This window comes from Burkholderia sp. AU30198 (assembly GCF_020419825.1).
In the GTDB taxonomy this organism is placed as follows: domain Bacteria; phylum Pseudomonadota; class Gammaproteobacteria; order Burkholderiales; family Burkholderiaceae; genus Burkholderia.
Genome location: NZ_JAIZSA010000018.1, coordinates 18,495 through 44,212, shown reverse-complemented (window position 1 = coordinate 44,212; position 25,718 = coordinate 18,495). Strand labels below are relative to the sequence as shown.

Sequence of the window (25,718 nt, the reverse complement as noted above, 5' to 3'; positions counted from 1 at the left end):
CGCAGGGTTCCGCCCTGCGCGCGGCGTTCGTCGCAGGCAGGATGGTCGGCAAGCCGTTACGGATTGAGAAATTTGCCGAGCCAGCGCGGTGTCGCGGTGCGATCGAAGACGACGTGCAGCCAGGGACTGATCGCGCCATATTCGAGCCCGTGGCGTTGGGCAAGCAGCGTCAGGGACTGCGGGGTGTAAAACGAGACGTGCCCGTTGCGCGGGATGCAATATGACCACTGATCGAGGCCGCGATCGATGATGTCCCGGGTGATCAGCGATGTCTGGAACAGCAGCGCGCCATCGGGCTTCCGATAACGCATGATCTGGTCGAAGAGGTCGAACGGCGCCGGATGATGCTCGAACACTTCGAACGACAGGATCGTATCGAACGTGCCTTCGGGGGGCGCCGGGTGCGAGAACGGATCGTACGACGTCACGTCCGTGAAGCCGCGCGCCGACAGTTTCCGTTCCAGCAAGCCCAGCCCCGAGCCGAAATCGAGAATCCGGCCTTCCCGCATGTCCGGAAAACTGGCGCAGATCAGGTCGGCCTGCTGTTGCGGACGGATCTCGAGATACTCGGGGTCGTGGCGCACATAGTCGGCGTTGTACACATGCCGTGAGAAATCGTCGTGCGTCCAGCTGTCGAATGCGGGCGCCCACGTGAAGCCGCATTGCTCGCAAGCGTGGTAGTAGATCGGGATTCCCGCATACGGGTCGACTTTTTTCCCGGTCATGAAGTCGGCGCCGCTGCGCGAGAAATCGACCAGGCCGCAGATGGGGGCGTGGGCCGCACACACCTTGCAGGCCATGGCCGACGGGTGGCGATTCAGGTTCCGATTCAACACCCTTCTCCTGTTCGCCAGCGAGGCGTGCGCGTGACGGATGGTGCGGGAGAGGCTATCACAGTCGCGTCAGCCGTCGCGACCGTGTGCGCTTACGGACGCAGCAGGTCGAACCCGCCAAATACGACGACACCGCTCAACGCGATCATCGCGACGGAGTGCTGGCCGAAGTAGAGAATCGCGGCGGCAAGCCACGTCGTGATGCAGAAGGCGCCGATGCGGGCCATCGTATGTTCCTCGAATGCGTGATGAAGTGAGCGCGCGCCGCATGGCGTTCGCCGCTCGAATCGGCGAGCGGGGCACGCAGGCGAACGGAAAAGGCGACCCGCGCAGCCGCGACCGCGGCGTCGACACGCGTGGCGTGCCGCGCCCGGCAGGGCGGGAGTCGAGACCGGCGGCGTTGCGCGCTCGCGCCCGGAGGTGGTCGGCACGCGGATTCCGCTGGCGAAGCAGCAATTTTACCAGCGCCGCGATGTCGCTAATCTGGCCCTTTCGAAGCTAAAAGAATGCGATCTTCCGCCAAATCAGTCCGGTCCCGATATTCAAGTTTCGTGTGACGAATGCCGTAAACAAGTTGGAAGGCATTTCCGCCCCAGTCACGATTCGCTTACCTACACACGGACCGACACGATGCAGATCGATTTCTCCACGACCACGCGCGCCCCGCTGGCGGACGGTAGCCCGAGCACGAACGCTTCGTCGGCCGCCGCGGCGACAACCTCGGCCGCGCCCGCCGCAGCGTCCTCCACCGATGGCGCGACGAGTACGACGGGCACCACCGGCGCACCGGGTTCGACCGGCGCCACCGGCGAAACGCTCGGTGCATCGGGCGCGTCGTCGGAAGACCCTGCGGTGGCCCAACTGAAAGCGTTGATCGAGCGGCTGCAGAAGCAGTTGGCCACGATCGAGCGCCAGATGGCGAGCGCGGCCCAGCGCGCGAAGGACGACCCGGCCGCGGCGATCGAACAGCAGTCGCTGAGCGCGGAAGCCGGCGCGATCTCGGGGGCGCTGGCCACCGCGATCTCGCAACTCGCGGCGGTGATCGAGAAGTCGGGCGGCTCGTCGACGGGCGGGCTGGTGTCGACGCAAGCCTGACCGGTTGCGGCCGCGTCGGCCGCACGCATTACAATCGCAAGCGCGTCTCCCTCGACAGGACGGCAGAACGATGAATGCGGAAATCGACGACGACCTCGTCCGCTTCGACGCACAGGGCGGCACGCCGCTGCCGGCGGCCGATGCGCAAGGATGGCTGGAACACGACGGCGCGCGGATCTGGCACGCGTCGTTCGGCCACGGCCCGCCGGTCGTGCTGCTGCACGGCGGCCTCGGTCACGGCGGCAACTGGGGCAACCAGGTGCCGGCGCTGCTCGCGGCCGGCTACCGCGCGATCGTGATCGACAGCCGCGGCCACGGCCGCAGCACGCGCGACGACCAACCCTATTCCTACGAACGCATGGCGTCGGACGTGCTCGCCGTCCTCGACGCGCTGCACGTCGACCGCGCGCGCTTCGTTGGCTGGAGCGACGGCGCGTGCATCGCGCTCGTGCTGGCCGATCGCGCGCCGGAACGCGCAGCCGGCGTGTTCTTCTTCGCGTGCAACATGGATCCGGGCGGGACGAAGGAGATGGCGCCGAGCCCGCTGCTCGAGCGCTGCTTCGCGCGGCATCGCAAGGACTACGCAGCGCTGTCCGCGACGCCGGACCAGTTCGATGCATTCGTCGCGGCGGTCAGCGAAATGATGCGCACGCAACCGGATTACCACGCGCAGGATCTCGCGGCGATCGCCGTGCCGGTCACGATCGTGCTGGGCGAGCACGACGAATTCATCCGGCCCGAGCATGCGGCATACCTGGCGCGCACGATTCCGGGCGCGACGCTGACGATCCTGCCCGGCGTGAGCCATTTCGCGCCGCTGCAACGACCCGCGCGATTCAACGCGGCGATGCTCGCGTTCCTCGACCGGCTGCCGCGCTGACACGCTCACCTCACCGTGTTGCCGGCGCCGGGGATCGCGCGCACCGTGACCGGCCTGCCGTACCGCTCGTCCGGCAACGTCCCGCGCGTGTCGCTCCCGTGGCCGCACGCTTGGCGGCGCGTGTATCGGTGTTCCGGTGTTCCAGGCACACCGTCGAGCGCGCCGCGCTGGCGGCAGCGTGTTCCGACGCGTCGCCTATCGCATAAGTTTTTCTTTCGGCTCGCGCAACATATCGTCGATTGTTGGCGGCGGGCCGGCAGTGGATAGTCCTGCTTCGGCAGGCCGGCCACTGCGATTTCCGCATGGCGCGGCCAGATCCGTTGTCCACGCAACCATCAGAAATCAAAGGAACCGCAACCATGCGATTCAACGCGACACGCTTCGCCGCGACCCTGCTCGTCGCCGCGTGCGCCACCGCCACGGCCGGCCGCGCGGCCGCCGCCACCCAGGACGACCTCCACGACACCGTGACCCGCCATATCGCGCCGCTGATGAAGCAGTACGCGATTCCCGGCATGGCGATCGGCATCGTCGCCGACGGCAAGCCCTATGTGTTCGACTACGGTGTGATGTCGACGCAAACCGGCAAGCCCGTCACCGGCGATACGCTGTTCGAGATCGGCTCCGTCAGCAAGACGCTGACCGCGACACTCGCGGCCGACGCGCAGGAGGGCGGCGAACTGTCGCTCGCCGATCCGGCGGGCAAGTACCTGCCCGCGGTGCAGGGCAAGCCGTTCGGCGTCGTGACGCTGCTTGATCTCGGCACGCACACGTCCGGCGGGATGCCGGTGCAGGTGCCGGACAGCATCCGCGACGATGCGGGCCTGATCCGCTATCTCGACGCGTGGCGGCCCGCGCATGCGCCGGGTACGTACCGCACGTATTCGAACGTGTCGGTCGGGATGCTCGGGTGGCTCACCGCGAAGGCGATGCACAAGGATTTCGCGGTGCTGATGGAGCAGCGGCTCTTCCCCGCGCTCGGGATGACGCACACGTATATCAACGTGCCCGACGCGCGCCAGGCCGACTATGCACAGGGCTATACGCAGGACGGCAAGCCGATCCGGATGACGGGCGGCATGCTGTGGCAGCCGGCCTACGGCGTGCGCACCACGGCGGCCGACCTGCTGCGCTTCGTGCAGGCGAACATGGGGCTGATCGAAACCGCGCCGCGCTTGCAGCGCGCGCTTGAACGCACGCACACCGGCTATTTCCGCGCGGGGCCGCTGACGCAGGACCTGATCTGGGAACAGTATCCGTATCCGGCCGCGCTGCCGGCGCTGCTCGAAGGCAACTCGATGAAGATGCTGCGCGACGGGTTGCCGGCCACCGCAATCAAGCCGCCGCTCTCGCCGAGCGCGGATACGTGGATCAACAAGACGGGCTCGACCAACGGCTTCAGTACCTATGTCGCGTTCGTCCCGTCGAAGCGGATCGCGATCGTGATGCTCGCGAACCGCAGCTATCCGAACGAGGACCGCGTGAAGGCCGCGTACGGGATCCTCGGGGCGCTCGACGGCCGGCGGTAACGTTTCCGCCGGAGCGTCGGCCGTTCCAAGCGGCCGGCGCTCCCCAAAAAAACTGATACCTGTATCGGCACGCTTCTGCAAAACGAAATACGTGCATCGCATCCCCTGAGCAGAATCCGGGCAGATCTCCGGGCGTGTCCGGATAGTCCAGTCAGGGGGAAACATGCGGAAGACCACTCTCGCGCGGCTGCTGTGCGGGCTGACCTTGGTCGGCGCGCTCGGCGCGTGCGGCGGCAACATGGATGGCACCGGCGGTGCGGCCGGTCCGTTGGCGAACGCGGCCGGCGGGTCCGGCGGCACCGATAACGGCAAGGGCAACGGCGGCAACCCGCCGGGCCAGCAGGTCGCGAACCGCGCGCTCGTGATCGAGCTCGACGGCGTCACCTATGCGGCACTGCAGGCCGGCATCGCGGGCGGCACACTGCCGAACCTCGCGAAGCTGCACATCGCGCCCGCATACAGCGGCGGCGTCAACGGCCTGCTGTCGCAGCAGCCGAACCTCGACGCGCCGAGCTGGGCCACGCTGCTCACCGGCGCGTGGGGCAACCGCCACCAGGTGCTGTCCGACGCACCGAACCAGGCGCTGCAGGCGCCCACTACCTTCGACACGCTGAAGACCGCCAACGCCGGCCTGCTCGGCGCGGCCGTCGGGTCGCCGGCACTCGCGTCGCTGCTGACCGCCGGGCGCAACGCGGGCAGCCTCGACACGCTCGCGAATTGCGCGGCGGTCGACAGCTGCGTCACGCAGCAAGGCACCACGATGATCCAGCAGGGCTACTCGCTCGTCGTCGCGCAGTACCACTCGGCGCAGGATGCGGCGCTGAACTACGGTCTCGGCGCATCGGCGTACGCGAACACGCTGCAGCAGCTCGACGCGGCCGTCGGCGCGCTCGTCGCCGAAACGGCGAAGCGCAACAAGGAGAACTGGCTGGTCGTCGTCACCGGCGGCCACGGCCTGAACGCGGCGGGCGGCAGCGACGGCCTGCCGCTGCTGTCCGAATCGACGACCTTCATCGCGATGAACCAGGCCGACAACGGGCGGCTGGGCAGCGCCGCGCAGCCGGCGTCGCTGGCCGACCTGCACACGCGCGCCAGCATCGCGGACATTGCGCCGACCGTGCTCGCGCAGTTCGGCGCGCTGCCCGCGCCGTCCGCATACGAAATGGACGGCGGCGAACTGATCGGCACGCAACCGGTGTCGCAGCTCGCCGGCGCGGCGAGCACCGACGGCCACAGCGTCGTGCTGACGTGGGCCGCGCCCGCGAGCGGCGCGATCGCGGTGTACCGCGCGGGCCAGCAGATCGCGACGCTGCCGGCCGGCACGACGACCTATACCGACAGCAATCTCGGCCTGAGCGCCGCCGGCACCTACAGCTTCGACTACGTGGTGACGGCGGGCGGTGCGCCGCTCGGCAGCATCGCGCGGATCGCGTACGTGCCGCCGCCGCCGCCCCCGCCACCGCTTGCGACGACGCTGAAGAACGGCCTCGCGTCGTACTACCCGTTCGGCGCGCTGCCGGCCGTCGATGCGCTGAACGCGAGCACGATGGGCCCGTTCTCGGCCGCCGCGAACGGCGGCTCGCTGACCACCGATCCGTTCGGCGGGCAGGCGCTGCAGGTGACGACGCAGACCGTCGACACGAACGGCTACGACGGCTACAAGCTCGTGCAGAACGCCGATATCGCGACGCAGGCGCAGTTCACGATCGGCATGTGGCTGAAGACGCCGTGTACCGACGTGGTCGGCTTCGGCACGCCGGTGTTCGCGAACAAGAACTGGCAGAGCGGCAAGAACGCAGGCATCGCGATCGGGCTGTTCCCGCAGGCATCGGGCGCGCCGTCGGGCACCTGCAACCTCCAGTACAACGCGGGCGACGGCACCACCCGCAACGACCTGAAGACGATGAGCGTGACCGCGAACCAGTGGGTGTACGCGGCGTTCGTGATCGACACGGTCGGCAAGACGATGACGGCCTACACGTTCGACCCGGTGCTCGGCGAGCAGAAGCAGAGCACGCCGCTCACGGTGTCGGCGGCCGCGTTGCCGGGCCTCGGCACGAAGACGTTCGGCGTGAACGAGGACGGCACGGGCCAGTACCACATGCTCGCGTGCGGCTACCCGGCGAGCCACTACAGCGGCGGCTACACGGTCAACGCGTGCACGACGGTCAAGCCGAACGTGGAGAGCTTCTCCGACGTCGCGATGTGGAACCGCGTCGTGACCGAAACCGAACTGCAGTCGGTCGCGGGCTCGGGCAAGCCGCTGTCGACGATCCTTCACTGACGGAGTCCGACATGAACCTGACGAACCTGCGCCGCGTGCGCGTCGCGCTCGCCGCCTGCGTGCTGAGCGCGCTGGTCGCCGGCTGCGGCGGCGACGATTCGGGCGGCACGGCCGCCAGCGCCGCGAAGGCGAATGCCGCGCCGGCTGGTGCCGGCGGCGCGAGCGCGCCCGTGCCGATCGTCGTGGCGCCGGGCGCCGGCCCGTGCCCCGCATCGGGCACGGCGGCGCTGCAATCGCCGTCGCTGAACTCGCAGCTGCGCTGCGCGCCGTGACGCGCGCGCCTTTCCGGGACGACCTTCCTTCTCGACCATGACTTCCATCGACCGCCGTTCGTTTCTCCGTGCCGCCGCCGCCGGCACGGCCTTCTCGATGTTCCCGCCGGCGATCCGGCGCGCGCTCGCGATTCCGGCCAACAACCAGACCGGCACGATCAACGACGTGCAGCACGTCGTGATCTTCATGCAGGAAAACCGCTCGTTCGATCATTACTTCGGCACGATGCCCGGCGTGCGCGGCTTCGGCGACCGCCTGACGATCCCGCAGCCGGGCGGCACGCCCGTGTGGCAGCAGAGCGACGGCAAGCGCCCGGTGCTGCCGTTCTACCTCGACAGCACGAAGGGCAACGCGCTCCTCGTCGGCGGCGCGCACTCGTGGACCGATTCGCACTCGGCCTGGGACAACGGCCGGATGACCGCGTGGCCCGCGTCGAAGGGCGACGCGTCGATGGGCTACCTGCGCCAGTCCGACCTGCCGTTCCACTTCGCGCTGGCGAACGCGTTCACGCTGTGCGATGCGTACCACTGCTCGCTGCACGGCGGCACCAACTCGAACCGGATCTTCCTGTGGACCGGCACGAACGGCCCGACGGGCTCGAACACGGCCGTCGTGAACAACGACGGCTGGGACGGCCTCGGTTCGTCGAAGACGGGCCTGACGTGGACGACCTACCCGGAGCGCCTGCAGGCGGCCGGCGTGAGCTGGAAGGTCTACCAGAACATGCCGGACAACTACACCGACAACCCGCTCGCGGGCTTCGCGGCGTTCCGCAAGGTCAACGAGACGGTGCCGGGCTCGCCGAACGCGCCTTATACGCCGGCGATGGAAGCGCTGTCGCCGCTGTACAAGGGGATCGGCAACACGATGCCCGACGGCGGCTTCCTGCAGTCGCTCGCCGACGACATCGCGGCGAACCGGATGCCGCAGGTGAGCTGGATCGTGTCGCCGACCGCGTACTGCGAGCACCCGGGCGCGTCGACGCCGGGGCAGGGCGCGTACTACCTGCAGCGCCTGCTCGACACGCTGACCGCGAACCCGGACGTGTGGAGCAAGACCGTGCTCATCGTGAACTACGACGAGAACGACTGCTTCTTCGATCACATGCCGCCGCCGAACGCGCCGTCGCGCAACGCGGATGGCACCTATGCGGGCAAGTCGACCGTCACGACGCAGTACGAATACTTCACGCTGCCGAACCCGCCCGGCGATTCGTCGCCGCTCGCGCCGGACGGCCGCCCGTACGGGCCCGGCCCGCGCGTGCCGATGTTCGTCGTATCGCCGTGGAGCACGGGCGGCTGGGTCAACTCCGAGGTGTTCGACCATACGTCGGTGCTGCGCTTCATCGAGCAGCGCTTCGGCGTGCAGGAGCCGAACATCAGCCCGTGGCGTCGCGCGGTGTGCGGCGACCTGACGTCGGCCTTCAACTTCAAGAACCCGAACGGCAACCCGGCGACGTCGTTCCCGGCGCCGACCAAGGCCGCGGCCGATGCGCAGCACGTGCAGCAAAGCCTGCAGGGCGCGGTGCCGGTGCCGTCGGTCAGCGCGCAGCAGATGCCGACGCAGCCGGCCGGCACGCGCCCGTCGCGCGCGCTGCCGTACGAGCTGCACACGAGCGCGAGCGCCGACGTGTCGGGCGGGCTGGTGTGGCTCACGTTCAGCAATACCGGCACGGTCGGTGCGGTATTCCATGTGTACGACAAGCTGCATCTCGATCGCGCGCCGCGCCGCTATACGGTCGAGGCGGGCAAGCAGTTGTCGGATTCGTGGCGCGCGGTGGCCGACGATGCGGGCAACTACGACCTGTGGGTGCTCGGGCCGAATGGCTTCCTGCGCGAATTCCAGGGCAACGTCGCGAAGGCCGCGAGCGGGCCGGTGCCGGAGATCCGCGTGTGCTACGACCCGGCGAACGACGCCGTGTACCTGACGATCATGAACGTCGGCAACGCGGCGAGCCAGGTCACGGTCACGTCGAACGCGTACCGCACTGACGGCCCCTGGAGCTATTCGGTGCCGGCCGGCATGCAGGTCGAGCCGTACTGGACGCTCGCGGCGTCGAGCGGCTGGTACGACTTCACGCTGACGGCCGAGAACGGCCTCGTGCGCCGCTTCGCGGGCCGGGTCGAGACCGGCAAGGACAGCATCAGCGATCCGGCGATGGGCGTGTCCAGCTGACCGGCGCCGGCCGGGCGGCCGGCGTCGCATCACCGGTTGCCGCCGGCGCGTCGACCCGCGCCGGCGGCTTTTTGTGCGCGGCCTCGATTCGACGGGGCCGCGCGTTTTTCATTCATTCCTGTTCACACGACGCTTCATTCGATGACGCAACTCGCGCTTTTCGATCTCGATTTCACGCTCATTCCGTTCGACAGCGACCAGGCCTGGGGCCATTTCATGGTCGAGCATGGTCTCATCGACGCGGCCGAATTCGCCCGCATCGACGCCGCGTTCTCGGCCGGCTATGCGGCCGGCACGCTCGACATCCATGCGCACCTGTGCAACATGCTCGCGCCGCTCGCCCGCTATTCGCGGGAACGGCTCGCGCACTGGCACGCGTGCTTCATGGCCGATGTCGTGCGGCCCGCGATCTCGCCGGCCGCGCTCGATCTCGTGCGTCATCATCGCGCGCGCGGCGACCTGTGCTGCATCGTCACCGCGACGAATGCGTTCATCACGCGGCCGATCGCACGCGCGTTCGGCATCGATCACCTGATCGCGTGCGAGCTCGAAACCGTCGACGGGCGGCCGGATTCGCGCTATACGGGGCGGCCGGCCGGCGTGCCGAGCTATCGGGAAGGGAAGATCGTGCGGACCGACGCGTGGCTCGCGTCGCTCGGGCTCGCGTGGTCCGACTTCGAGCGCAGCTGGTTCTACAGCGATTCGCATAACGACATCCCGCTGCTCGAGCAAGTGACGGATGCGGTCGCCACCAATCCGGACGACCGGTTGCGCGCGCTGGCGACGGCCCGCGGCTGGCGGATCGTGGAGCTGTTCGAAACGGTGTGAGCGCGTGCGCCGTTACGCGCAGGCCGGCGTGCGCGCGTCGTGGCGGTCGACGTTGGCCATGAACGCGGTAATCAGCCGCGTGTCGGCGCGCGCGTCGAGGTAGTACAGGTATTCGTGCATCGGCGGCAGATCGTCGGCGAACGCGACCGCGCGCAGTTCCGGATGCGCGCCGACCTCGCCGCGCGGCATCAGCGTGCAGCCCATGTCGTGCCGCACGGCTTCGCGGATCGCTTCGCGACTGCCGAGCTCGATCGCGTTCGCGGGCAGCCCGATGCCCGCTTGCTTCAGCACGTGCTCCATCAGCGCGCGCGTGCGCGAGCCGGCCTCGCGCAGCAGCAGCGTCTCGCCGGCCAGCGCGGCGAGCGTGACCGACTCGCGCGCGGCGAGCCGATGCGAACGGTGCACGACGAGCACGAGCGGATCGTTCGCGATCGTATGCCGCACGAAACGCGGATCGTCGTCGCGCTGCGACGACACCGCGACGTCGCAGCGAAAATCGACGAGCGCGTCGAGCACCTGCTGCGAGTTGCCGATCTCGATGCTGATCCTCACGGCCGGATACTGGCGCCGGAACGCGGCGATCGCGGGCAGGATGTAGAACGGGCCGGTCGTGCCGACGCGCAGGTTGCCGGTATGCAGTTCGCGCTCGTTGCGCAGCGCGAAATCGATATCGTTTTCCATCTGCAGCATCTGGCCGATCATCGGCATCAGCGACGCACCCGCGTCGCTGAGATCGAGACGGTTGCCGCGGCGATGGAACAGCTCGACACCGTAATGGCGTTCGAGCTGCTGGATGCGCGACGTGATCGTCGGCTGGCTCACGTCGAGGCGCTTCGCGGCGGCGGTCACGCTCCCCTGGCGGGCGGTTTCGTAGAAGGCGGCGAGAAGCAGGGCAAGCATGGCGACACACGGGACGAGACGAGCGGAAATTACCGGTCGCGTGTGTCAGTGCCGTGTCATTGTCGTGGAAATGCGCGGCAAATTGGGGCGCGATGTGGCGTGCGCCGCGTCGCGGTCGCCGCTTATTCGGGCGGCTGCTCGTCGTAGGCGACGAAGATCTTCCGCGTGCGTTCGACGACTTCCCACGTGCCGCGAAAGCCCGGCGGAATGACGAAGCGATGGCCGGTGCGAAGGGTTTTCGCGTTGCCTTCCTCGTCGGTGATCACCGACGTGCCTGCCAGGATCTCGCAGTATTCCGCTTCGGTATACGCGACCCGCCAGCAGCCGGGCGTGCTTTCCCAGATGCCGGTCGAGAAGCGCCCGCACGGGCTCGTGAAGCCGGGGGTGAGCGTCTGCAGCGGGTCGCCGGCAATCAGCTTCTCGGGCGGCACGCGGTATTGCACGGGTTCGCCGTTCGGGGTGAGGGCATCGGTGATGGTGGAAATGTCGAGCACGGCTGGCATCCTTCGTCGAAGTGAAATGAACGCGCCGACGGCGCGTTCGCATGATTCCACAATTGCAGCCCGGATTGGCGGTTGCCGGCGTCGCTGCTCGCGTCGCGAGTGCACGGCCGTGACGAGCGCTTATGATGAGCGGACGACGCGGCCGGTGGATGCGCGAAAGACGAAAGGAGAAACGATTGAGCATCACATGGGATGGAATCACGGGCGCCGATGTGCTCCACGACGCTGAGGTCGCGAGCCGGCACGCGTTGGCCGACGCGGCGCGCAACGGCGACTGGGCGACGATGCTGGATCTCGTTGCGAAACAGTCGAGGCTCGTCAACGCGACTCGGCTGGGTGGCACGTCGCTCTATACACCGCTGCATCAGGCGGCATACAACGGTGCGCCGAAAGAGGTCGTCACCGAACTGTTGCAGCTCGGCGCGTGGCGCATGCTGCGCGATGCACATGGTGCGCGTCCGGTCGATATTGCCGAGCAGCGCGGGCATCGGCACCTGATCGATCTGCTGACGCCGCAGCCGCGACGCTTCGTGCCCGACGATACGCTGCGCGCCATCCAGCGCCACTTCCACGAGATGATGCTCGGCCGTATCGCACGCCTGCGCGTCGACGCGCTGCGCCTGCCCGAACTCGAACCGCTGCTTGAACTCGACGCGCAGGCCGAACGCGTATGGTTCGCGGTGCCGGGCATGTACGGCGGGTTCGACTATGCGCTGCGCGAGGACGGCGCCGCAGCCGTGCTCGTATCCGCAAGCTGGTGGCGCGTGGTCGACGGCTCGGGCCAGCGGCACGAGATCACGGCGCGCGGCTGCACGCTGGTCGAAGAGGGCTTCGTGTGACGGCGTTGCGCCGTCACGTCACCGCTCAGGCAACAGCTGTGTCCGTCGCCGGGACTGCCGCAGCACCGCGCGTGGCCGAACCCCGCGCTGCCGCCGCACCCGCCAGCCGCCGATAGCGCGCGAGCGCCCACAGCGGGAAGTACGCGGTGTAGCCGTGATACTTCAGGTAGAAGATGCGCGGAAAGCCCGGCGCATTGTGCGAGCGGTGCCACCAGAAGCCGTCTTCCTGCTGGACCGACTGCAGGTACGCGATGCCGCGCTTCACCGAATCGGATTCGCAGTCGCCGAACGCCATCTGCGCGAGCAGCGCCCACGCGGTGAAGTTCGACGTGCTCTCGCCGCCATTGGTGCCGCTCAGCTTCGGGTCGATGTAGCTGTCGTTCGTCTCGCCCCAGCCGCCGTCCGCATGCTGTCGCGAGCGCAGCCATTCGATCGCGCGTGCGATGTACGGCTGCGACTTGTCCTCGCCGGCGAGCGCGAGGCCGGCCAGCACGCTCCACGTGCCGTAGATGTAGTTCGTGCCCCAGCGGCCCCACCAGCTGCCGTCGGGCTGCTGCGTGCGCTTCACGTAGTCGATGCAGCGCGCGAGCGACGCGCGTTCGTCCGCGCGTTTCGTCACGCCGAAGCACAGCAGCACGCGGCCCGACACGTCCTCGGTCGGCGGATCGAGCAGTGCGCCGTGATCGGCGAACGGGATCGCGTTCAGGTACAGGCGGTCGCAATCGGCGTCGAACGCCCCGAAGCCGCCGTTGCGCGATTGCAGCCCGCGCATCCAGTCGAGCGCGCGCGCGACGCGCGGCGCATACGGGTTCGTGCCGTCCGCGTTGCAGTGCGTGCGGCCGCGGCGGTCGAGCATCGCGGTGACGACCGCGGTGTCGTCGATGTCGGGGTAGTACGGGTTCTCGTACTGGAACGCCCATCCGCCCGGCTGGACGTCGGCCGGCGCGTTCTCGATCCAGTCGCCGCGCAGGTCGTTCACCTGGCGTGCGGCCAGCCAGTCGTACGCGCGGCCGATGCGCTGGTCGAGTGCGCGCCGTGCTTCGCCCGGCTCGCCGTCTTCCGGCGCCGCCACGCCGCGCGCCTGCTCGAGCGCCATCGTGCTCCACGCGGTATCCCACACCGGCGACAGGCAAGGCTGGCAATACATGCTGCCGTCGGGCCGCGTGACCAGCAGCTTTTCCAGCGCATTGTCGCAGTCGCGACGCAGCGGGTGATCGTCCGGGTAGCCGAGCACCTGCATCATTTGATTCGCATACACGATTGGCGGGAAGATGCCGCCGAGCCCGTCCTCGCCGTTCATGCGCTCCGCGCACCACGCTTCGGCGTGGCGGATCGCGCGCTGCCGCAGACCCTTCGGCATCAGCGGCTCGACATGGCGCACCGTGCGGTCGAGTGCGAGGAACAGCTTGCGCATGCCGCGCGCGGGCGGGAAGTATTGACGCTCCTCGTCCGGCGGGGTGACGAACAGCTCGCGCATCGAGATGTTGCGCGGATTGCGCGCGCGCGCCTTCAGCGAGCACAGCACGAGCAGCGGCACCATCGTCGTCCGCGCCCAGTACGCGACCTTGTACATCGAGATCGGCACCCACTTCGGGAACAGCACGAATTCGATCGGCATGAACGGCGCCGCGCGCCACGGCACCTGGCCGAACGTCGCGAGCAGGATGCGCGTGAACACGTTCGCGCGTGCCGCGCCGCCGAGCTTCAGGATCGCGTCGCGCGCGCGGACCATGTGCGGCGCGTGTTCGCTGTCACCCGCCGCCTTCAGCGCGAAGTACGCTTTCACGCTGCACGACACGTCCGGATCGCCGTCGACGTACAGCGCCCAGCCGCCATGCGTGTCCAACCGCTGGTTCGCGCGCAGGTAGCACGCCATCTTCTCCTGGCGGATGTCGTCGATCTTGTCCATGAAATGCATCATCAGGATGTATTCCGCGGTGATCGTCGCATCGGATTCGAGTTCGAAACACCAACTGCCGTCGGGCTGCTGGAGACGCACGAGGGCGTCGCGTCCACGGGCGATGGCGGTGTCGAGCGCGGACCAGGGGGAGGGGGTGGGTGTAGTCATGCGGCGGATCATACCATCCGGCCGGAATGTTTATCTCGAGACGCCCGGGTGCTACCATCCGCACCATGAAAAAACACCTCGAACCCGCGCCGCGCGATGCGTCCGCGCCCGTCGAACCGGCTGGAACGGCCGGTGCGCGGGCGCCTGAGGCATCGTCGGCGCCGGCCGTCGCCACCGCCGGCGTGCGTCGGAAAAAAGCGCCGGATCAGGTGCGCGCGCAGTTGCTGGCGGCCGCATCGGAAATCGCGACCCATCATGGCGTGGCCGCGTTGACGCTCGATGCGGTGGCCGAGCGTGCCGGTGTGACGAAAGGCGCGCTGCAGTATCACTTCGCGAACAAGCAGGGGCTGCTGGATGCGCTGTTCGGTCAGGCGACCGAGCGGTTCGCCGCGCACATGGCCGCGCGCGTCGAGGCCGATTCCGGCGGCGACGGCGCGGCGGCGCGCGCATACGTACATACGGTGCTCGATGCTGTGCATCCGGCCGCGAGCACCGACGTGCTGCGCGTGCTGGTCGCGTCGATGATTACCGACCAGGACACGCGCGAACGATGGTCGGTGCCGATGCGGGAATGGACGCGGCCGGACCCCGTGCCGCTCGAGCAGGCCGCGACGCTGATGATCTGCCGGCTCGCCGCCGACGGACTGTGGATCTCGGAATTGCTCGACAGCGTACAGATGTCGGCCGAACTGCGCGCGGAAATCGTGCGACAACTCGATCGCATGAGTGCTGGTGAACGGCCGGCGCGTACCGGCGGCGCGACGCGCGGCCGGCGCGGCTGATCGCCACCGTCAGTCGCCGAACAACGCGACGAGATCGGCGAGGCGTCTGACGCCCGTCTTATCGTCGCGCGTCGGCCGAGCGTTCAGTCATGCAAAACAAGCGCCGGGCGACGCCGTCCTGCGAGAGATTGCTGGCACTCGCAGGCGCGTTCCATACGTATACCGACCCTAGCTCGCGGGCAACATCTGTCGCCAGTTCTCCGCGTCCCAGCGCGGGCCCGTCAGGTCGCCCTGGCAGAGGTCGCAGCCCTCCCATTTGAAGAACTGCAGGTCCGCCGCCCGCGTGACGCCGCTGGCGAGCACCTGCACGCCGAGCGTATGTCCGAGCGCGATCACCGCGCGGGCAATCGCCGCGAGCTCCGCATCGTCGGCCACGTCGCACGCGCCGCTGGCCGCGATCTGCAGCCGGTCCGGCATCAACCGGCGCAGATGCGCGAGCGAGATCGGGCCGTTGCCGATATCGTTCAGCGTGATCGACACGCCCATGTCCCGCAACTGCGCACACGCGTCGCGTGCGGCCTCGGCGCCGTCGGAGACGGACGGCAGGTTTCCGGGCAACTGGATGTCGAGCGCGCTGCCGGGCAGGCCGGCGTCGGCCAGCGCGTCGCGCACGAGGCTCGTGAGGTGCTGAAACGTATCGGCATCGTTGCCGGCCGCGGGTAGCAGCAGTGGCACGCTGATCCGCAGCGGCCGGCCGGCCGCGTCATGCGCGGGCGCGCCGTGGTCACGCTCGGCACGCCACGCGTTCGCCAGTGCGCACGCATCGCGCAGCAGCGCTGCGTTGACTGCCGATATCCGCACCGCGCCGTGGATCTTGCCGGAGACGGCCGCGTGCGGCATCCAGCCGTCGGCGACCGGCCATTCCGGCAGCAACGCGACGGACGCCGGCGTGCCGTCGGCCAGTTCGAACTGGCACTGGGCGAGCAGGCGGTAGCGGGTTGCGTCCAGAACGCGGCCGATGGCGCCGTCGTCGCTCGGGCCGTCCTGCGGCGTATGCGTTTGCCGCAACGTCTTCAGGTATTGGTAGCTGCGCAGCCCGGCAATCACCACCGAGAGTAGCTTTTGCGCGGTGAGCTCGGTTTTGACGAAGTAGCCGTTGATTTCATAGTCGGTCACGACCCGCGCCTCGGGCGCCATGCCGGGATGGCCGGTGCGCAGCACGATCTGCACGTCGGTGTTGCGCAACTGCCGGCGGATGCGTTGCACGACATCCAGCCCGGCATGGTCCGTTTCCATCACGACGTCCAGCAGCGTCAGCGCCGTGTCCGGATGAGCCGCGAGGTGGGCGAGGCATTGCTCGCCCGAGTACGCGCTGTGGAAGATCACCGGGCGGCCGGAAAAGGTCAGGTCGCGCAGCACGAGGCGGGTGACTTCGTGCACCGCGGGTTCGTCGTCGACCAGCAGGACCTGCCACGGGAGCGTCGATGCGTCTGCATTCATGAGGGATTTCCGGTGGGAACAACGGGAATGGTGGCCTTGGCCGACGGCGTGACGCGCGGCACCTGCACCAGAAAGGTGACGCCGCCGCCGTCGCGGTCTTCCACCGAAATGGTGCCGCACAGCCGCTGCGTGATCAGGTTGTAGACGAGGTGCAGCCCCAGTCCGCTGCCGCCCTGGCCGCGGCGCGACGTAAAGAACGGCTCGAAAATCTTCCCGTGCAGTGCACGCGGAATGCCGCAGCCGTCGTCGCCATGGCGGATCACGACCTCGTCGTCGGCGGCCTGTCGCGCGCTGATGGTGATGATGCCGGCGCGGCCGTCGGCGAAACCGTGCTGCAGCGAATTCATCACGAGGTTGGTGGCGATCTGCGCGATCGGGCCGGGATAGCTGTCCATTACGATGCCGGCCGGGCAATCGATCAGCAGCGACACGCGGGTATCGCGCAGCCTCGGCTCGAGGCTCAGCAGCGTATCGCGCAGGTAGTCGCCGAGGTCGAAGCTGCGGCGCTTCTCGCTGGTCTGGTCGACGGCTACCTGCTTGAAACTTTGCACGAGCTGGGCCGCGCGGTTGGCATTGGACAACAGCAACCGGGCCGATTGCGCGGCGTCGGCAAAATAGCGTTCGAGCTCGGCGGGAGGCAACGCGCCGCGCGCATGCAGGGTCGACGCTGCGTCCGTGCGATCCTGCAGGTAGGACGCCGCGCTGACGACAATGCCGACCGGCGTATTGATCTCGTGTGCGACGCCGGCCACCAGGCCGCCCAGAGACGCCATCTTCTCGGATTCGACCAGCGTTTTGCGCGCCGATTCGAGATGGCGCAGCGACTCGACCAGTTCCGCGCGCGCCAGCTCCCGGCTTTCGTGCGTCAGCACGATCCACCACGCGCCGAAGGCCAGCAGCGGAAGCGTGGCCGTGTAGGTACGCAACAGCAGATTGCCGAAACCCGCAGCCGGCGGCGCGGCGCCCGTGGACATCAGGCGCCAGGCCAGCAGGAAGATCGCACCCATCGCCGCCGCCGCGATGAGAAACAGGCCGAAGAAGCGGGTCAGTCGCCCGGTAAAGCTCGGCGCGAGCACCCTGGCCAGCTCGCCGTGGCTTGTTGGCGCGTGCGCGTCGAGCGCGCCCGGGCGTTTGCACGCATCGTGGCAGTGGTTGTCGAGCCCGCAGCACAGCGAACAGATCGGGCCTTGATAGAACGGGCAGTGCGCCATGTCCGGCGCTTCGTAGTCACGCTCGCACACGCAGCAGCGGATCGTCTCGTCGGCATCCTGCTCGCGGTAATGCGTATTGTCGCGCGCGATGTAATAGCGTCCTCCGGTGGCGAAGGCGATGGCGATGGCGCTGGCGAACGAGGCAAGGAGCGAGATGAAGGCCGAGTAGGCCTGCGCCAGCGGGCCGAACAGGCCGGCATACGCGCAGACGCCGGCCAGCGATGCGATCACCATCGCGCCGCAGCCGACCGGATTGAAGGCGTGCAGATACGCGCGACGGAATTCCACCTCGCGCGGGCTGATGCCGAGCGGCTTGAGCACCATCAGGTCGGCCGCGAGCGCGCCCAGCCACGCGATCACCAGATTCGCGTAGACGCTGAGCACCGCTTCCAGCGTGCTGAAGATGCCGAGCAGCGTCAGCAGCAGCGCGATCACGACATTGAACACCAGCCAGACCACGCGCCCCGGATGATAGTGCGTGAGCCGCACGAACACGTTCGACCAGGCGAGCGAGCCGGCATACGCATTGGTCACATTGATCTTGATCTGCGAGACGAGCACGAACAGCAGCGCCGCCGCCAGCACGACTTCGTGCCGCTCGAACACCTCGCCGTAGGCCCACAGATACATATGGATCGGCTCCATCGCCTGCCCGCTGGGCACGCCCGCCCCGATCGCCAGCACCGCCAGCAGGCTGCCGGCCAGCACCTTGAGCCCGCCGATCAGGATCCAGCCGGGGCCCGCGAGCAGCAACGCGCTCCACCACGCGACGCGGTTTTCGCGCGTGCGTTCGGGCAGGAAGCGCAGATAGTCGACCTGCTCGCCGATCTGACCCACCAGCGAAAACAGCACGCCGGCGGCCGCACCGAAGGCCAGCAGGTCGAAGCGGGGCGAGCCGCCGCCGTTTCGGCCGGTGAACGCGGCCCATTGCGCCAGCACGTGCGGGTCGTGGTGCAGGATAGAGATGAATGGCAACACCAGTAGCACGACCCACAGCGGCTGGGTCCACATCTGCAGCTTGTTGATCAGCGTGACGCCGAAGAAAACCAGCGGCACGATCACCAGCGAGCAGATCAGATAGCCGACCGTGAGGTCGAGCCCGGTGGCCAGCGCCAGCGCCTGCGCGAGAATGGCCGATTCGAGCGCGAAGAAGATGAACGTGAAAGACGCGTATATCAGCGACGTGACGGTCGAGCCGACGTAGCCGAAGCCGGCGCCGCGCGTGAGCAGGTCGATGTCGACGTTGGACACGCTGGCGTAGTAGGCCACCGGCAGGCCGATCAGAAAGATCAGCAGGCAAACCAGCACGATCGCGGGAAACGCGTTCTGAAAACCGAAGCTCAGCGTGACGCTGGCGCCGATGGCTTCCAGCGCCAGGAACGACGCGCCGCCCAGCGCGGTGTTGGCGAGCGTGAATGGCGTCCAGCGGCGGTACGAGCGCGCCGCGTAGCGCAGCGCGTAGTCTTCGAGCGTTTCGTTCGCGACCCAGGATTGATACTCTCGTTTGATGCGCATGGTGTGGGCGTCGGTGCGGATTGCGCTGACTGCGGGCGCTCCGATTATTGTCGGATTACCGATGCGATGCAACGATGCACGGCCGGCCGGCGCGTGTCGGGCGAGGTGCGAGCGACTGCGCGGGTCTTGACTTTTGCGGCCCGAGCGAAAAAACTTGCCGGCGAATCATTCGCACGCAGATCGCTCCGTTTCAGTTGCGCTGCGCGACACACCGCAGTAGGGACCCAAGGAGGAGGCGCGGTTGTCAGCGCACAATGCCGATACGCCAGAGACGGGCGAACTGCTTTACCGCATCCATGCCGCCCGCGATGAAGATGCCTGGCGTGGCGTGATGGCGCAACTGCGCGCGCGCTTTGACGCCGCGTCGGCGGTGCTGGCGCAGCGCCATCTTGCCAGCGGCCAGGGCGAAGTGCTGTACGGCGCGCCGGACGATCCCGCCTTCGCACGCGCGTTTGCCGAGTACGCGCCGCGCAATCCCTGGTTCCTGTCGACCGATGTCTGTCAGCCGCTGCATGTCAGCAGCGGCGACGAGATATTGGGCAACCGCGAGCTGCTCCGCACCGACTACTACAAGATCCTGCTGCATCCGCAGCGCCTGCTGCACCGGCTGTGCGGCGTGGTTGCGCGCGACGAGGACGTACTGTGCTACGTCGAGCTGTATCGCAGCGAAGGGCAGCGGCGCTTCGGCGCCCGGGAGAAGAGCGAATTTCGCAGTTTGCTGGCGCATATCGCGCTGGCCATGGAGAACCGCTGGCACCGTCGCCATGCCGCCGATCTGGGGCAGGTGCTGATGCATGTCATCGACGGCCACGCCAATGCGACCTTCCTGGTCGAACCGGACGGCCGCATCGTCTACAGCAACCGCAATGCGCAAGCGCTGTGCGAGCAGGGCAGCGGTCTGCGCTGCGACGGAGCGTATCTGGCCGCCGTGACGCCGGCCGATCAGCGCGCGTTGCGCGAGACGCTGGCCGATGTGGCCCGGCAAGCGGGCGAAGACGGCGCGCGGACCGGCCTGCCGCCGACACAGGTGCTGTCGGTGTCGTCGCCCGGTGCGCGCTTGCCGACCACGCTGACGGTGCAGCCTGCCGGCGCGTCGCTTCGCAGCGGCACGGGGCAGGCGCGCTCGCTGCTCGTGGTCAGCGCGCGTCGCCAGCGCATGGAGCACGCGCACCACGACTGCCGGTTCGCCCACCAGTTCAAGCTGAGCGACGCACAGGCACGGGTCAGCGCGCTGATTTTCGACGGACACTCGATCGCCACGCTCGCGCAGACGCTGCACGTCTCCGAGAACACGGTGCGCAGCCATCTGAAGCAGGTCTTCCAGAAGACCAATACGCATGGCCAGATGGAGCTGGTGCGACTGCACGCGCAGCACTGCCCGAACGCCTGAAACCGGCGTCGCTCCGCGCGTCGGCCGATGCCGGTTGTCTTCCTCACCTTCCTCACCTTCCTTGCCGAAGGCGCTCCCGCGCCGGCGCCATGCCGTCCTTACCGACACGATGACTCACCCAGCTGGGTGAGTCCTGCTCCCGCCGCCGGGTGATGCGCGATTCGTCGCCGAGAGGGATTCGGATTGCAGACCAACTGCCTATAGTTGATGCGTCCGCACTGGCGGCAGGACGCAGGCGGGCCACGACAGCAGGTGAAATAACGAAAACGACCGAAGGCAAAAATCGAAGGAGACGTCGATGCTAGGTTTGACCTTGCTGTACGTGGGCGCCGTGCTGTGTCTCAACGGCCTGTGGCTGCTGGGACGGATCGGCGACCGGGAAATCTGGGTGGTCAATATTTTCTCGGGCGGCGTAACCATGCTGGTGTCGTTGCAATTGATCTTCGGAAGCGGCGCCAGCATCGCGTCGATCAAGGCCGGCGCATTGACGCTGCTGTTTACCTTTACCTATCTGTGGGTCGCGCTGAACCGTTTCAACGGCGCCGACGGGCGCGGCCTGGGATGGTTCAGCCTGTTCGTCTCCGTCACCGTGATTCCGGTCGCCATCGAGTCCTGGCAGCGCGCGGTGACCGCGTGGGACGTCTGGTTCGCATGGTGCTGGATCGGCTGGGGCGTGTTGTGGTTCCTCTATTTCGTGCTGCTGGCGCTGCAGCGTCCGATCCTCCGGTTGACCGGTGTCGCGACCATCCTGGCAGGCATCGCGACCGGCTGGCTACCGGGCTACCTGCTGCTCAGCGGCACGTTCAAGTAAGTCAAGTGAGTTAGCAGTCGGCCATTCCCGCTATCCCGGCGATGGCCGTATCAACCACCAGGAGACAGGCATATGACCGATACCCTCATCAAGGTAGACCTGAAACAATCGGCCTACGAGAACGAGATGGTGCACAACCGCTGGCACCCGGATATTCCGATGGCGTGCTGGGTCAACCCCGGCGACGATTTCATTCTCGAAACCTACGACTGGACCGGCGGTTTCGTCCAGAACAACGAGTCTGCCGACGACGTGCGCGACATCGACCTGTCGATCGTCCACTTCCTGTCCGGGCCGGTTGGCGTGCGCGGCGTCAAGCCCGGCGATCTGCTGGTGGTCGACCTGCTGGACATTGGCGCCAAGGCGGAGAGCCAGTGGGGTTTCAACGGTTTTTTCTCGAAGCAGAACGGCGGCGGCTTCCTGACCGACCATTTTCCCCACGCACAGAAATCGATCTGGGATTTCCACGGCGTCTATACGTCGTCGCGTCACGTGCCCGGCGTGCAGTTCGCCGGCCTGATCCACCCCGGCCTGATCGGCTGCATGCCCGACCCGAATCTGCTGCGCACCTGGAACGAGCGTGAGCTGGGCCTGATCGCGACCGATCCGCAGCGCGTGCCGCCGCTGGCCAATCCGCCGTTCCGTCCGACGGCGCACATGGGCCAGCTGCGGGGCGACGCACGCGAGAAGGCCGCGGCCGAGGGCGCGCGCACGGTGCCGCCGCGCGAGCACGGCGGCAATTGCGACATCAAGGATCTGTCGCGCGGATCGCGTGTCTACTTCCCGGTCTATGTCGACGGCGCGGGCCTGTCGGTCGGCGATCTGCACTTCAGCCAGGGCGATGGAGAAATCACCTTCTGCGGCGCGATCGAGATGGCCGGCTGGGTTCACATGCGCGTGAACGTGATCAAGGACGGCATGGCCAAATACGGCATCCGCAACCCGATCTTCAAGCCGAGCCCGATTACGCCCAACTACAACGACTACCTGATTTTCGAAGGTATCTCGGTGGACGAGAGTGGCAAGCAGCACTATCTCGACGTCAACGTGGCCTATCGCCAGGCGTGTCTGAACGCAATCGAATACCTGACCAAGTTCGGCTATTCGCGCGCGCAGGCCTATGCCATTCTCGGCACGGCGCCGGTGCAGGGGCATATCAGCGGCGTGGTCGACGTCCCGAACTCCTGCGCGACGCTGTGGATACCCACGCAGATCTTCGACTTCGACATTCGGCCCGATGCGAACGGCCCGGTCGTGCACGTCAAGGGCGATGCCGACGTGCTGATCTCTCACGACCTGCACTGAGCTCGCTGCCCAGTTCGCCGCGCGCCGGCCCGGCCGGCGCGCCCAACCCCTGTCCGGAGCCTTGCCGATGCCGATCTATGACTATGCCTGTCCCGCCTGCGGCGACTTTACTTCAGTGCGGCGCATCGCCGAGCGCGATGCGCCGATCGCGTGTCCGGCCTGCGGCGCCGCGGCGCAACGCGTCGTGGCCGCCACCATGCTGGCGCTGATGCCGGCGACGCAACGCAACGCGCATGCCGGAAACGAACGCAGCGCCCATGCACCGATGGTCTCGCAGGGGCACCGCCATGGGCCGGGATGCGGTTGCGGTGGCGCGCAGGCCCGGGCCTCGTCGGCCGGCGGCGCCAAGTCCTTCGTCGGCAAGCGGCCCTGGATGATCAGCCACTAGGGGGCAGGCCTTGATCGGGGAGCGATGCAGCGCATTGCGTTACGAGGTTCGGCGCGCTTGCTGAATCCCGTCCGTTTGCGGCGTGTGCTGTCGCTCCACCGCCTGCTTCGCGAATCGAATCTCGCTGTCGACGCTCGGTTCGGTCGCGATGTGTTGGTGGTCGACGCTGACGAGCCATCGGTCGGTCGACTGACACCAGCGAACCCGGCGCTCGTCCATCAGCGACGAGAGCCAGCGCCGCACGGCAGCGTCGTCGGAATCGGCGATGCGTGCGGCCTGCTTGCGGATTTCGCGCCAGTCACCTGCAGCGTTCGCGATAGTGCGAACGAAAAGCCACAGGCAACCACTGCCCCAACTCCTTTGCGGCCGCGTCAATATCGGCATCGTCAATTTTTCTACTGCAATTCTCAAACCCCGTAGATCGCATCGCTACTCCGTGGATTGCCAGCGACAACATCAGCAATCACTGATCAGATCTTCGAACTCGTCGCCAGAAATCAATCCATCGATAAATTCCTGCAGGGATAGCGCAACAAACTCTATGACTTCACGTCCTTCATCGTCAACAACGTCTCGATTGAGAAGGTAGATCGCGTGGTCATCAAGCTTCATGAGATGCGGATATCCACTCACATCGAATGCAAATGGAATGTACTGGTGCTTGTCGAACAGTGCTTGCGTATCCGTGTAATCAATATAGTTTTCTTCCAGCGTCGATCCATCAGCCGTTGACGGATACTTAATTGGATAGAACCCATTGAACGTCACACCGTTTGCATTGCAAGGGTCGACCCCCTTCTGGATGTAGCACATCTTGAAACAGTCCGGAAATCCGCCGTTCGCTTTCAAATAATGCTTCCGGAGATCGTCTGGCATTCGGATGCCGAATTGGTTCTCGAAGTTCGAGATATCGTTTTCAGTCAGTGATTTGGCCAACTTGACCAGCTTCAACTGCTTCATGGAGCTCTCCTGGCGGCAGCCACCGCTCTTGGCCATAAACATACCTTACTTGGACGGTTGAGCCAAAAGATAGAAGAACGCGTTATTCGTCAGATAGTGTCCATCCGTACCGTCGAACTTCGCTGCGGCATCCGGTCCCGCAAAAAAACGAATCTCCGGTTTTTCATTTGTCACTCCCGTTTCGCGGTTGACCACGAACGTCTTGTGCGCAAATTTCTTGAGCACTTTCCAGACGGGTTCAACAAATATTTTCTGATAATTCTTGTTCGAATAATGAACGCCGGGGAAGCATGAAGCAGCGGAAAAAGCGCAGAGCATTGGTCATCGTCGGCGCCGTGTCATCGGTTGAGTACGGCGGTTCGGCGACGGCGAGCACGTCCATCATCTGATCCCGTGCCGCTCGAGCAAGCCGCGACACTGATGATCTGCCGGCTCGCCGCCGACGGGCGGTGGATTTCGCAGTTGCTCGACAGCGTCGAGGTATCCGGCCGACTTGCGCGCAGAGATCGGCCGACAACTCGATGCGATAAGCCGTGGCGTGTTTCCGAAAGGGCGCGACGGGCCCGCGTGACGCATGCGTCGTGGCGCCCGGCCGGCCTGGCGCCACGATCCGGCGGCGATCTCAGAACTGCGCCTGCAGCTTGACCTCCCTGGCATCGCGCCAGACCGTCAGCGGCACTGCCGTGCCCTTTGGTGTCGCAAGCACGGCGTCTCGCAGGTCGTCCATCTGCTTCAGCGGGTGATCGCCGAACCGCAGCAGCACATCGTAATTCTTCAGGCCGGCGTGATCGGCGACCGTGCCGGGCAGCACAGCGAGGATCTGCAGCGCGCTGCCGGGGAGTTTCAGCCCCGTCTGCTCCTGTTCGCTCAATTCGACAAAATGCACGCCGAAGACCGACGGACGGTTCAACATCGCCGCCGGTATCAGCCGGCGGTCATTCGGAATGCTGGCGAGAAAGCGCGACAGATACGCAGCCGGAATCCGGATCCGGAAGCCCTTGTCGGCCACATCGTAGTCCGAGAGGTTGAGCACCAGGTCGGTCCCGCTGATGTCGTAGGGCTTCAGGTCGATGCGGTTCAGCATGATGAAGACGCCGCCGTTCACGGGCCAGCTCTTGCCGCCATCGGCCACCGGGCTCCAGTTCTCGGTGTCGCTGTAGCCGCCGCCGTTCAGCGTCGGAATCGCGACCGGGATCTTGGGCTGCTTGTAGTGGGTGCCGAATTCCCCGTAGTCGCGCACGGTATTGAAATTGCACTTCTCCATCGTATGGAAGGCGACGGCCAGCCCCAGTACGGAATCGTTGCCTTGCGGTGACTGCACCAGCGTCAATTGCGCGTTGACGATGCCTTGAGCCGCCGGTAACCCCGAATCGCTGATGGTCAATATGGGGGAATCGTAACGAACGTTATCGGGGAAACGCTCGGAGAGCCACGTATAGACAGGCGGCGCGGCCTTTTCCTGCGCCAGTGCGACCTGTGGGGCCAACGACGACATCGCCAGCAGGGCGGCAAATACAAAACCACGTTTCATTTCGGAATGCCCTTTTCTCTGTTTGTTATCTGAATGGCGGCGGGCGAGGATGCCCGGGAACGCCTTGTTTGTTTTTCCGGCTAGCGTATCAGTTTTAAGCGCGCAGGTTGAAGTGCTTTGTTTTCCACCCGCTTGCTCACGATCGGGTAGTTGGTTATTCTGATGCGCATGACCCATT

The 25,718-nt window shown here is 66.7% G+C and carries 24 protein-coding genes and 1 pseudogene; 14 read left to right on the top strand and 11 right to left on the bottom strand.

Annotation, left to right across the window (positions count from 1 at the left end):
* Window positions 1–56 precede the first annotated feature (56 nt).
* The gene (locus tag LGN19_RS31030; RefSeq protein ID WP_226219022.1) at window positions 57–836 is read right to left on the bottom strand and encodes a class I SAM-dependent methyltransferase; all 780 of its coding nucleotides are present in this window, start codon (window positions 834–836) and stop codon (window positions 57–59) included.
* Between the two features lie 89 nt (window positions 837–925).
* Entirely contained in the window at window positions 926–1,060 is a 135-nt protein-coding gene (locus LGN19_RS39665; protein ID WP_006405345.1) for a hypothetical protein, read from the bottom strand.
* 403 nt (window positions 1,061–1,463) lie between these two features.
* Here LGN19_RS39665 and LGN19_RS31025 point away from each other — a divergent pair, with 403 nt between their 5' ends.
* From LGN19_RS31025 to LGN19_RS30995, 7 genes are all read left to right on the top strand, one after another.
* Window positions 1,464–1,928, top strand: coding sequence for a hypothetical protein (locus tag LGN19_RS31025; RefSeq protein ID WP_175223469.1), 465 nt, complete (start codon window positions 1,464–1,466; stop codon window positions 1,926–1,928).
* Window positions 1,929–1,998: 70 nt separating this feature from the next.
* Window positions 1,999–2,808, top strand: a complete 810-nt coding sequence (locus LGN19_RS31020; RefSeq protein ID WP_175223468.1) for an alpha/beta fold hydrolase — start codon at window positions 1,999–2,001, stop codon at window positions 2,806–2,808.
* A 359-nt stretch (window positions 2,809–3,167) separates the two neighbouring features.
* Window positions 3,168–4,337, top strand: coding sequence for a class C beta-lactamase (gene ampC, locus LGN19_RS31015; RefSeq protein ID WP_226219021.1), 1,170 nt, complete (start codon window positions 3,168–3,170; stop codon window positions 4,335–4,337).
* A gap of 163 nt (window positions 4,338–4,500) precedes the next feature.
* Window positions 4,501–6,621 (top strand): hypothetical protein, encoded by a 2,121-nt coding sequence (locus LGN19_RS31010; RefSeq protein WP_226219019.1) that lies wholly within the window; start codon window positions 4,501–4,503, stop codon window positions 6,619–6,621.
* 11 nt (window positions 6,622–6,632) lie between these two features.
* The gene (locus LGN19_RS31005) at window positions 6,633–6,893 is read left to right on the top strand and encodes a hypothetical protein (protein ID WP_122950093.1); all 261 of its coding nucleotides are present in this window, start codon (window positions 6,633–6,635) and stop codon (window positions 6,891–6,893) included.
* Window positions 6,894–6,930: 37 nt separating this feature from the next.
* Window positions 6,931–9,069 (top strand): phosphocholine-specific phospholipase C, encoded by a 2,139-nt coding sequence (locus LGN19_RS31000; protein WP_226219017.1) that lies wholly within the window; start codon window positions 6,931–6,933, stop codon window positions 9,067–9,069.
* Between the two features lie 141 nt (window positions 9,070–9,210).
* Complete coding sequence (locus tag LGN19_RS30995; protein ID WP_122950091.1) at window positions 9,211–9,897, top strand: HAD family hydrolase; 687 nt, start codon at window positions 9,211–9,213, stop codon at window positions 9,895–9,897.
* A 12-nt stretch (window positions 9,898–9,909) separates the two neighbouring features.
* Here LGN19_RS30995 and LGN19_RS30990 read toward each other — a convergent pair whose 3' ends face one another.
* Together LGN19_RS30990 and LGN19_RS30985 are read right to left on the bottom strand one after the other, a co-directional pair.
* Window positions 9,910–10,797, bottom strand: coding sequence for a LysR substrate-binding domain-containing protein (locus LGN19_RS30990; RefSeq protein WP_226219015.1), 888 nt, complete (start codon window positions 10,795–10,797; stop codon window positions 9,910–9,912).
* Window positions 10,798–10,919: 122 nt separating this feature from the next.
* Complete coding sequence (locus LGN19_RS30985) at window positions 10,920–11,291, bottom strand: cupin domain-containing protein (RefSeq protein ID WP_374102129.1); 372 nt, start codon at window positions 11,289–11,291, stop codon at window positions 10,920–10,922.
* Between the two features lie 185 nt (window positions 11,292–11,476).
* Between LGN19_RS30985 and LGN19_RS30980 the strand changes: the two genes are divergently transcribed.
* A complete protein-coding gene (locus LGN19_RS30980) occupies window positions 11,477–12,139 on the top strand; it encodes an ankyrin repeat domain-containing protein (protein WP_226219013.1) in 663 nt (220 codons plus the stop codon).
* Between the two features lie 25 nt (window positions 12,140–12,164).
* Here LGN19_RS30980 and shc read toward each other — a convergent pair whose 3' ends face one another.
* Window positions 12,165–14,219: a squalene--hopene cyclase gene (gene shc / locus LGN19_RS30975; RefSeq protein WP_226219011.1), complete on the bottom strand. Its 2,055-nt coding sequence runs from the start codon at window positions 14,217–14,219 to the stop codon at window positions 12,165–12,167.
* Window positions 14,220–14,272: 53 nt separating this feature from the next.
* Here shc and LGN19_RS30970 point away from each other — a divergent pair, with 53 nt between their 5' ends.
* Entirely contained in the window at window positions 14,273–14,989 is a 717-nt protein-coding gene (locus tag LGN19_RS30970; protein WP_122950086.1) for a TetR/AcrR family transcriptional regulator, read from the top strand.
* Between the two features lie 168 nt (window positions 14,990–15,157).
* On the opposite strand, the gene LGN19_RS30965 is transcribed toward LGN19_RS30970, so the two are convergent.
* Together LGN19_RS30965 and LGN19_RS30960 are read right to left on the bottom strand one after the other, a co-directional pair.
* On the bottom strand, window positions 15,158–16,429 hold the full coding sequence (locus tag LGN19_RS30965; protein ID WP_226219009.1) for an EAL domain-containing protein: 1,272 nt from the start codon (window positions 16,427–16,429) through the stop codon (window positions 15,158–15,160).
* Window positions 16,426–19,155, bottom strand: a complete 2,730-nt coding sequence (locus tag LGN19_RS30960) for an ATP-binding protein (RefSeq protein ID WP_226219007.1) — start codon at window positions 19,153–19,155, stop codon at window positions 16,426–16,428. Before LGN19_RS30960 ends, LGN19_RS30965 begins: the two co-directional genes overlap by 4 nt.
* A gap of 241 nt (window positions 19,156–19,396) precedes the next feature.
* On the opposite strand from LGN19_RS30960, the gene LGN19_RS30955 reads away from it, so the two are divergent.
* The 4 genes from LGN19_RS30955 (at window position 19,397) to LGN19_RS30940 (ending at window position 23,049) form a co-directional block, all read left to right on the top strand.
* A complete protein-coding gene (locus LGN19_RS30955; RefSeq protein WP_226219005.1) occupies window positions 19,397–20,545 on the top strand; it encodes a helix-turn-helix transcriptional regulator in 1,149 nt (382 codons plus the stop codon).
* Window positions 20,546–20,843: 298 nt separating this feature from the next.
* Window positions 20,844–21,356, top strand: coding sequence for an AmiS/UreI family transporter (locus LGN19_RS30950; RefSeq protein ID WP_226219003.1), 513 nt, complete (start codon window positions 20,844–20,846; stop codon window positions 21,354–21,356).
* A 72-nt stretch (window positions 21,357–21,428) separates the two neighbouring features.
* Window positions 21,429–22,661 (top strand): formamidase, encoded by a 1,233-nt coding sequence (gene fmdA, locus LGN19_RS30945; RefSeq protein WP_226219001.1) that lies wholly within the window; start codon window positions 21,429–21,431, stop codon window positions 22,659–22,661.
* Between the two features lie 67 nt (window positions 22,662–22,728).
* Window positions 22,729–23,049 (top strand): zinc ribbon domain-containing protein, encoded by a 321-nt coding sequence (locus LGN19_RS30940; protein WP_226218999.1) that lies wholly within the window; start codon window positions 22,729–22,731, stop codon window positions 23,047–23,049.
* A gap of 39 nt (window positions 23,050–23,088) precedes the next feature.
* Here LGN19_RS30940 and LGN19_RS30935 read toward each other — a convergent pair whose 3' ends face one another.
* The 3 genes from LGN19_RS30935 to LGN19_RS30925 form a co-directional block, all read right to left on the bottom strand.
* On the bottom strand, window positions 23,089–23,433 hold the full coding sequence (locus LGN19_RS30935; protein ID WP_226218997.1) for a hypothetical protein: 345 nt from the start codon (window positions 23,431–23,433) through the stop codon (window positions 23,089–23,091).
* Between the two features lie 72 nt (window positions 23,434–23,505).
* The gene (locus tag LGN19_RS30930) at window positions 23,506–24,009 is read right to left on the bottom strand and encodes an SMI1/KNR4 family protein (protein WP_226218995.1); all 504 of its coding nucleotides are present in this window, start codon (window positions 24,007–24,009) and stop codon (window positions 23,506–23,508) included.
* A gap of 45 nt (window positions 24,010–24,054) precedes the next feature.
* On the bottom strand, window positions 24,055–24,327 hold the full coding sequence (locus LGN19_RS30925; protein ID WP_226218994.1) for a hypothetical protein: 273 nt from the start codon (window positions 24,325–24,327) through the stop codon (window positions 24,055–24,057).
* Window positions 24,328–24,396: 69 nt separating this feature from the next.
* On the opposite strand from LGN19_RS30925, the pseudogene LGN19_RS30920 reads away from it, so the two are divergent.
* Window positions 24,397–24,580, top strand: a pseudogene (locus tag LGN19_RS30920) (TetR/AcrR family transcriptional regulator); the annotation flags it as partial.
* Between the two features lie 51 nt (window positions 24,581–24,631).
* On the opposite strand, the gene LGN19_RS30915 reads toward LGN19_RS30920, so the two are convergent.
* The gene (locus LGN19_RS30915) at window positions 24,632–25,717 is read right to left on the bottom strand and encodes a PDZ domain-containing protein (protein ID WP_226218992.1); all 1,086 of its coding nucleotides are present in this window, start codon (window positions 25,715–25,717) and stop codon (window positions 24,632–24,634) included.
* Between the last annotated feature and the right edge of the window lies 1 nt (window position 25,718).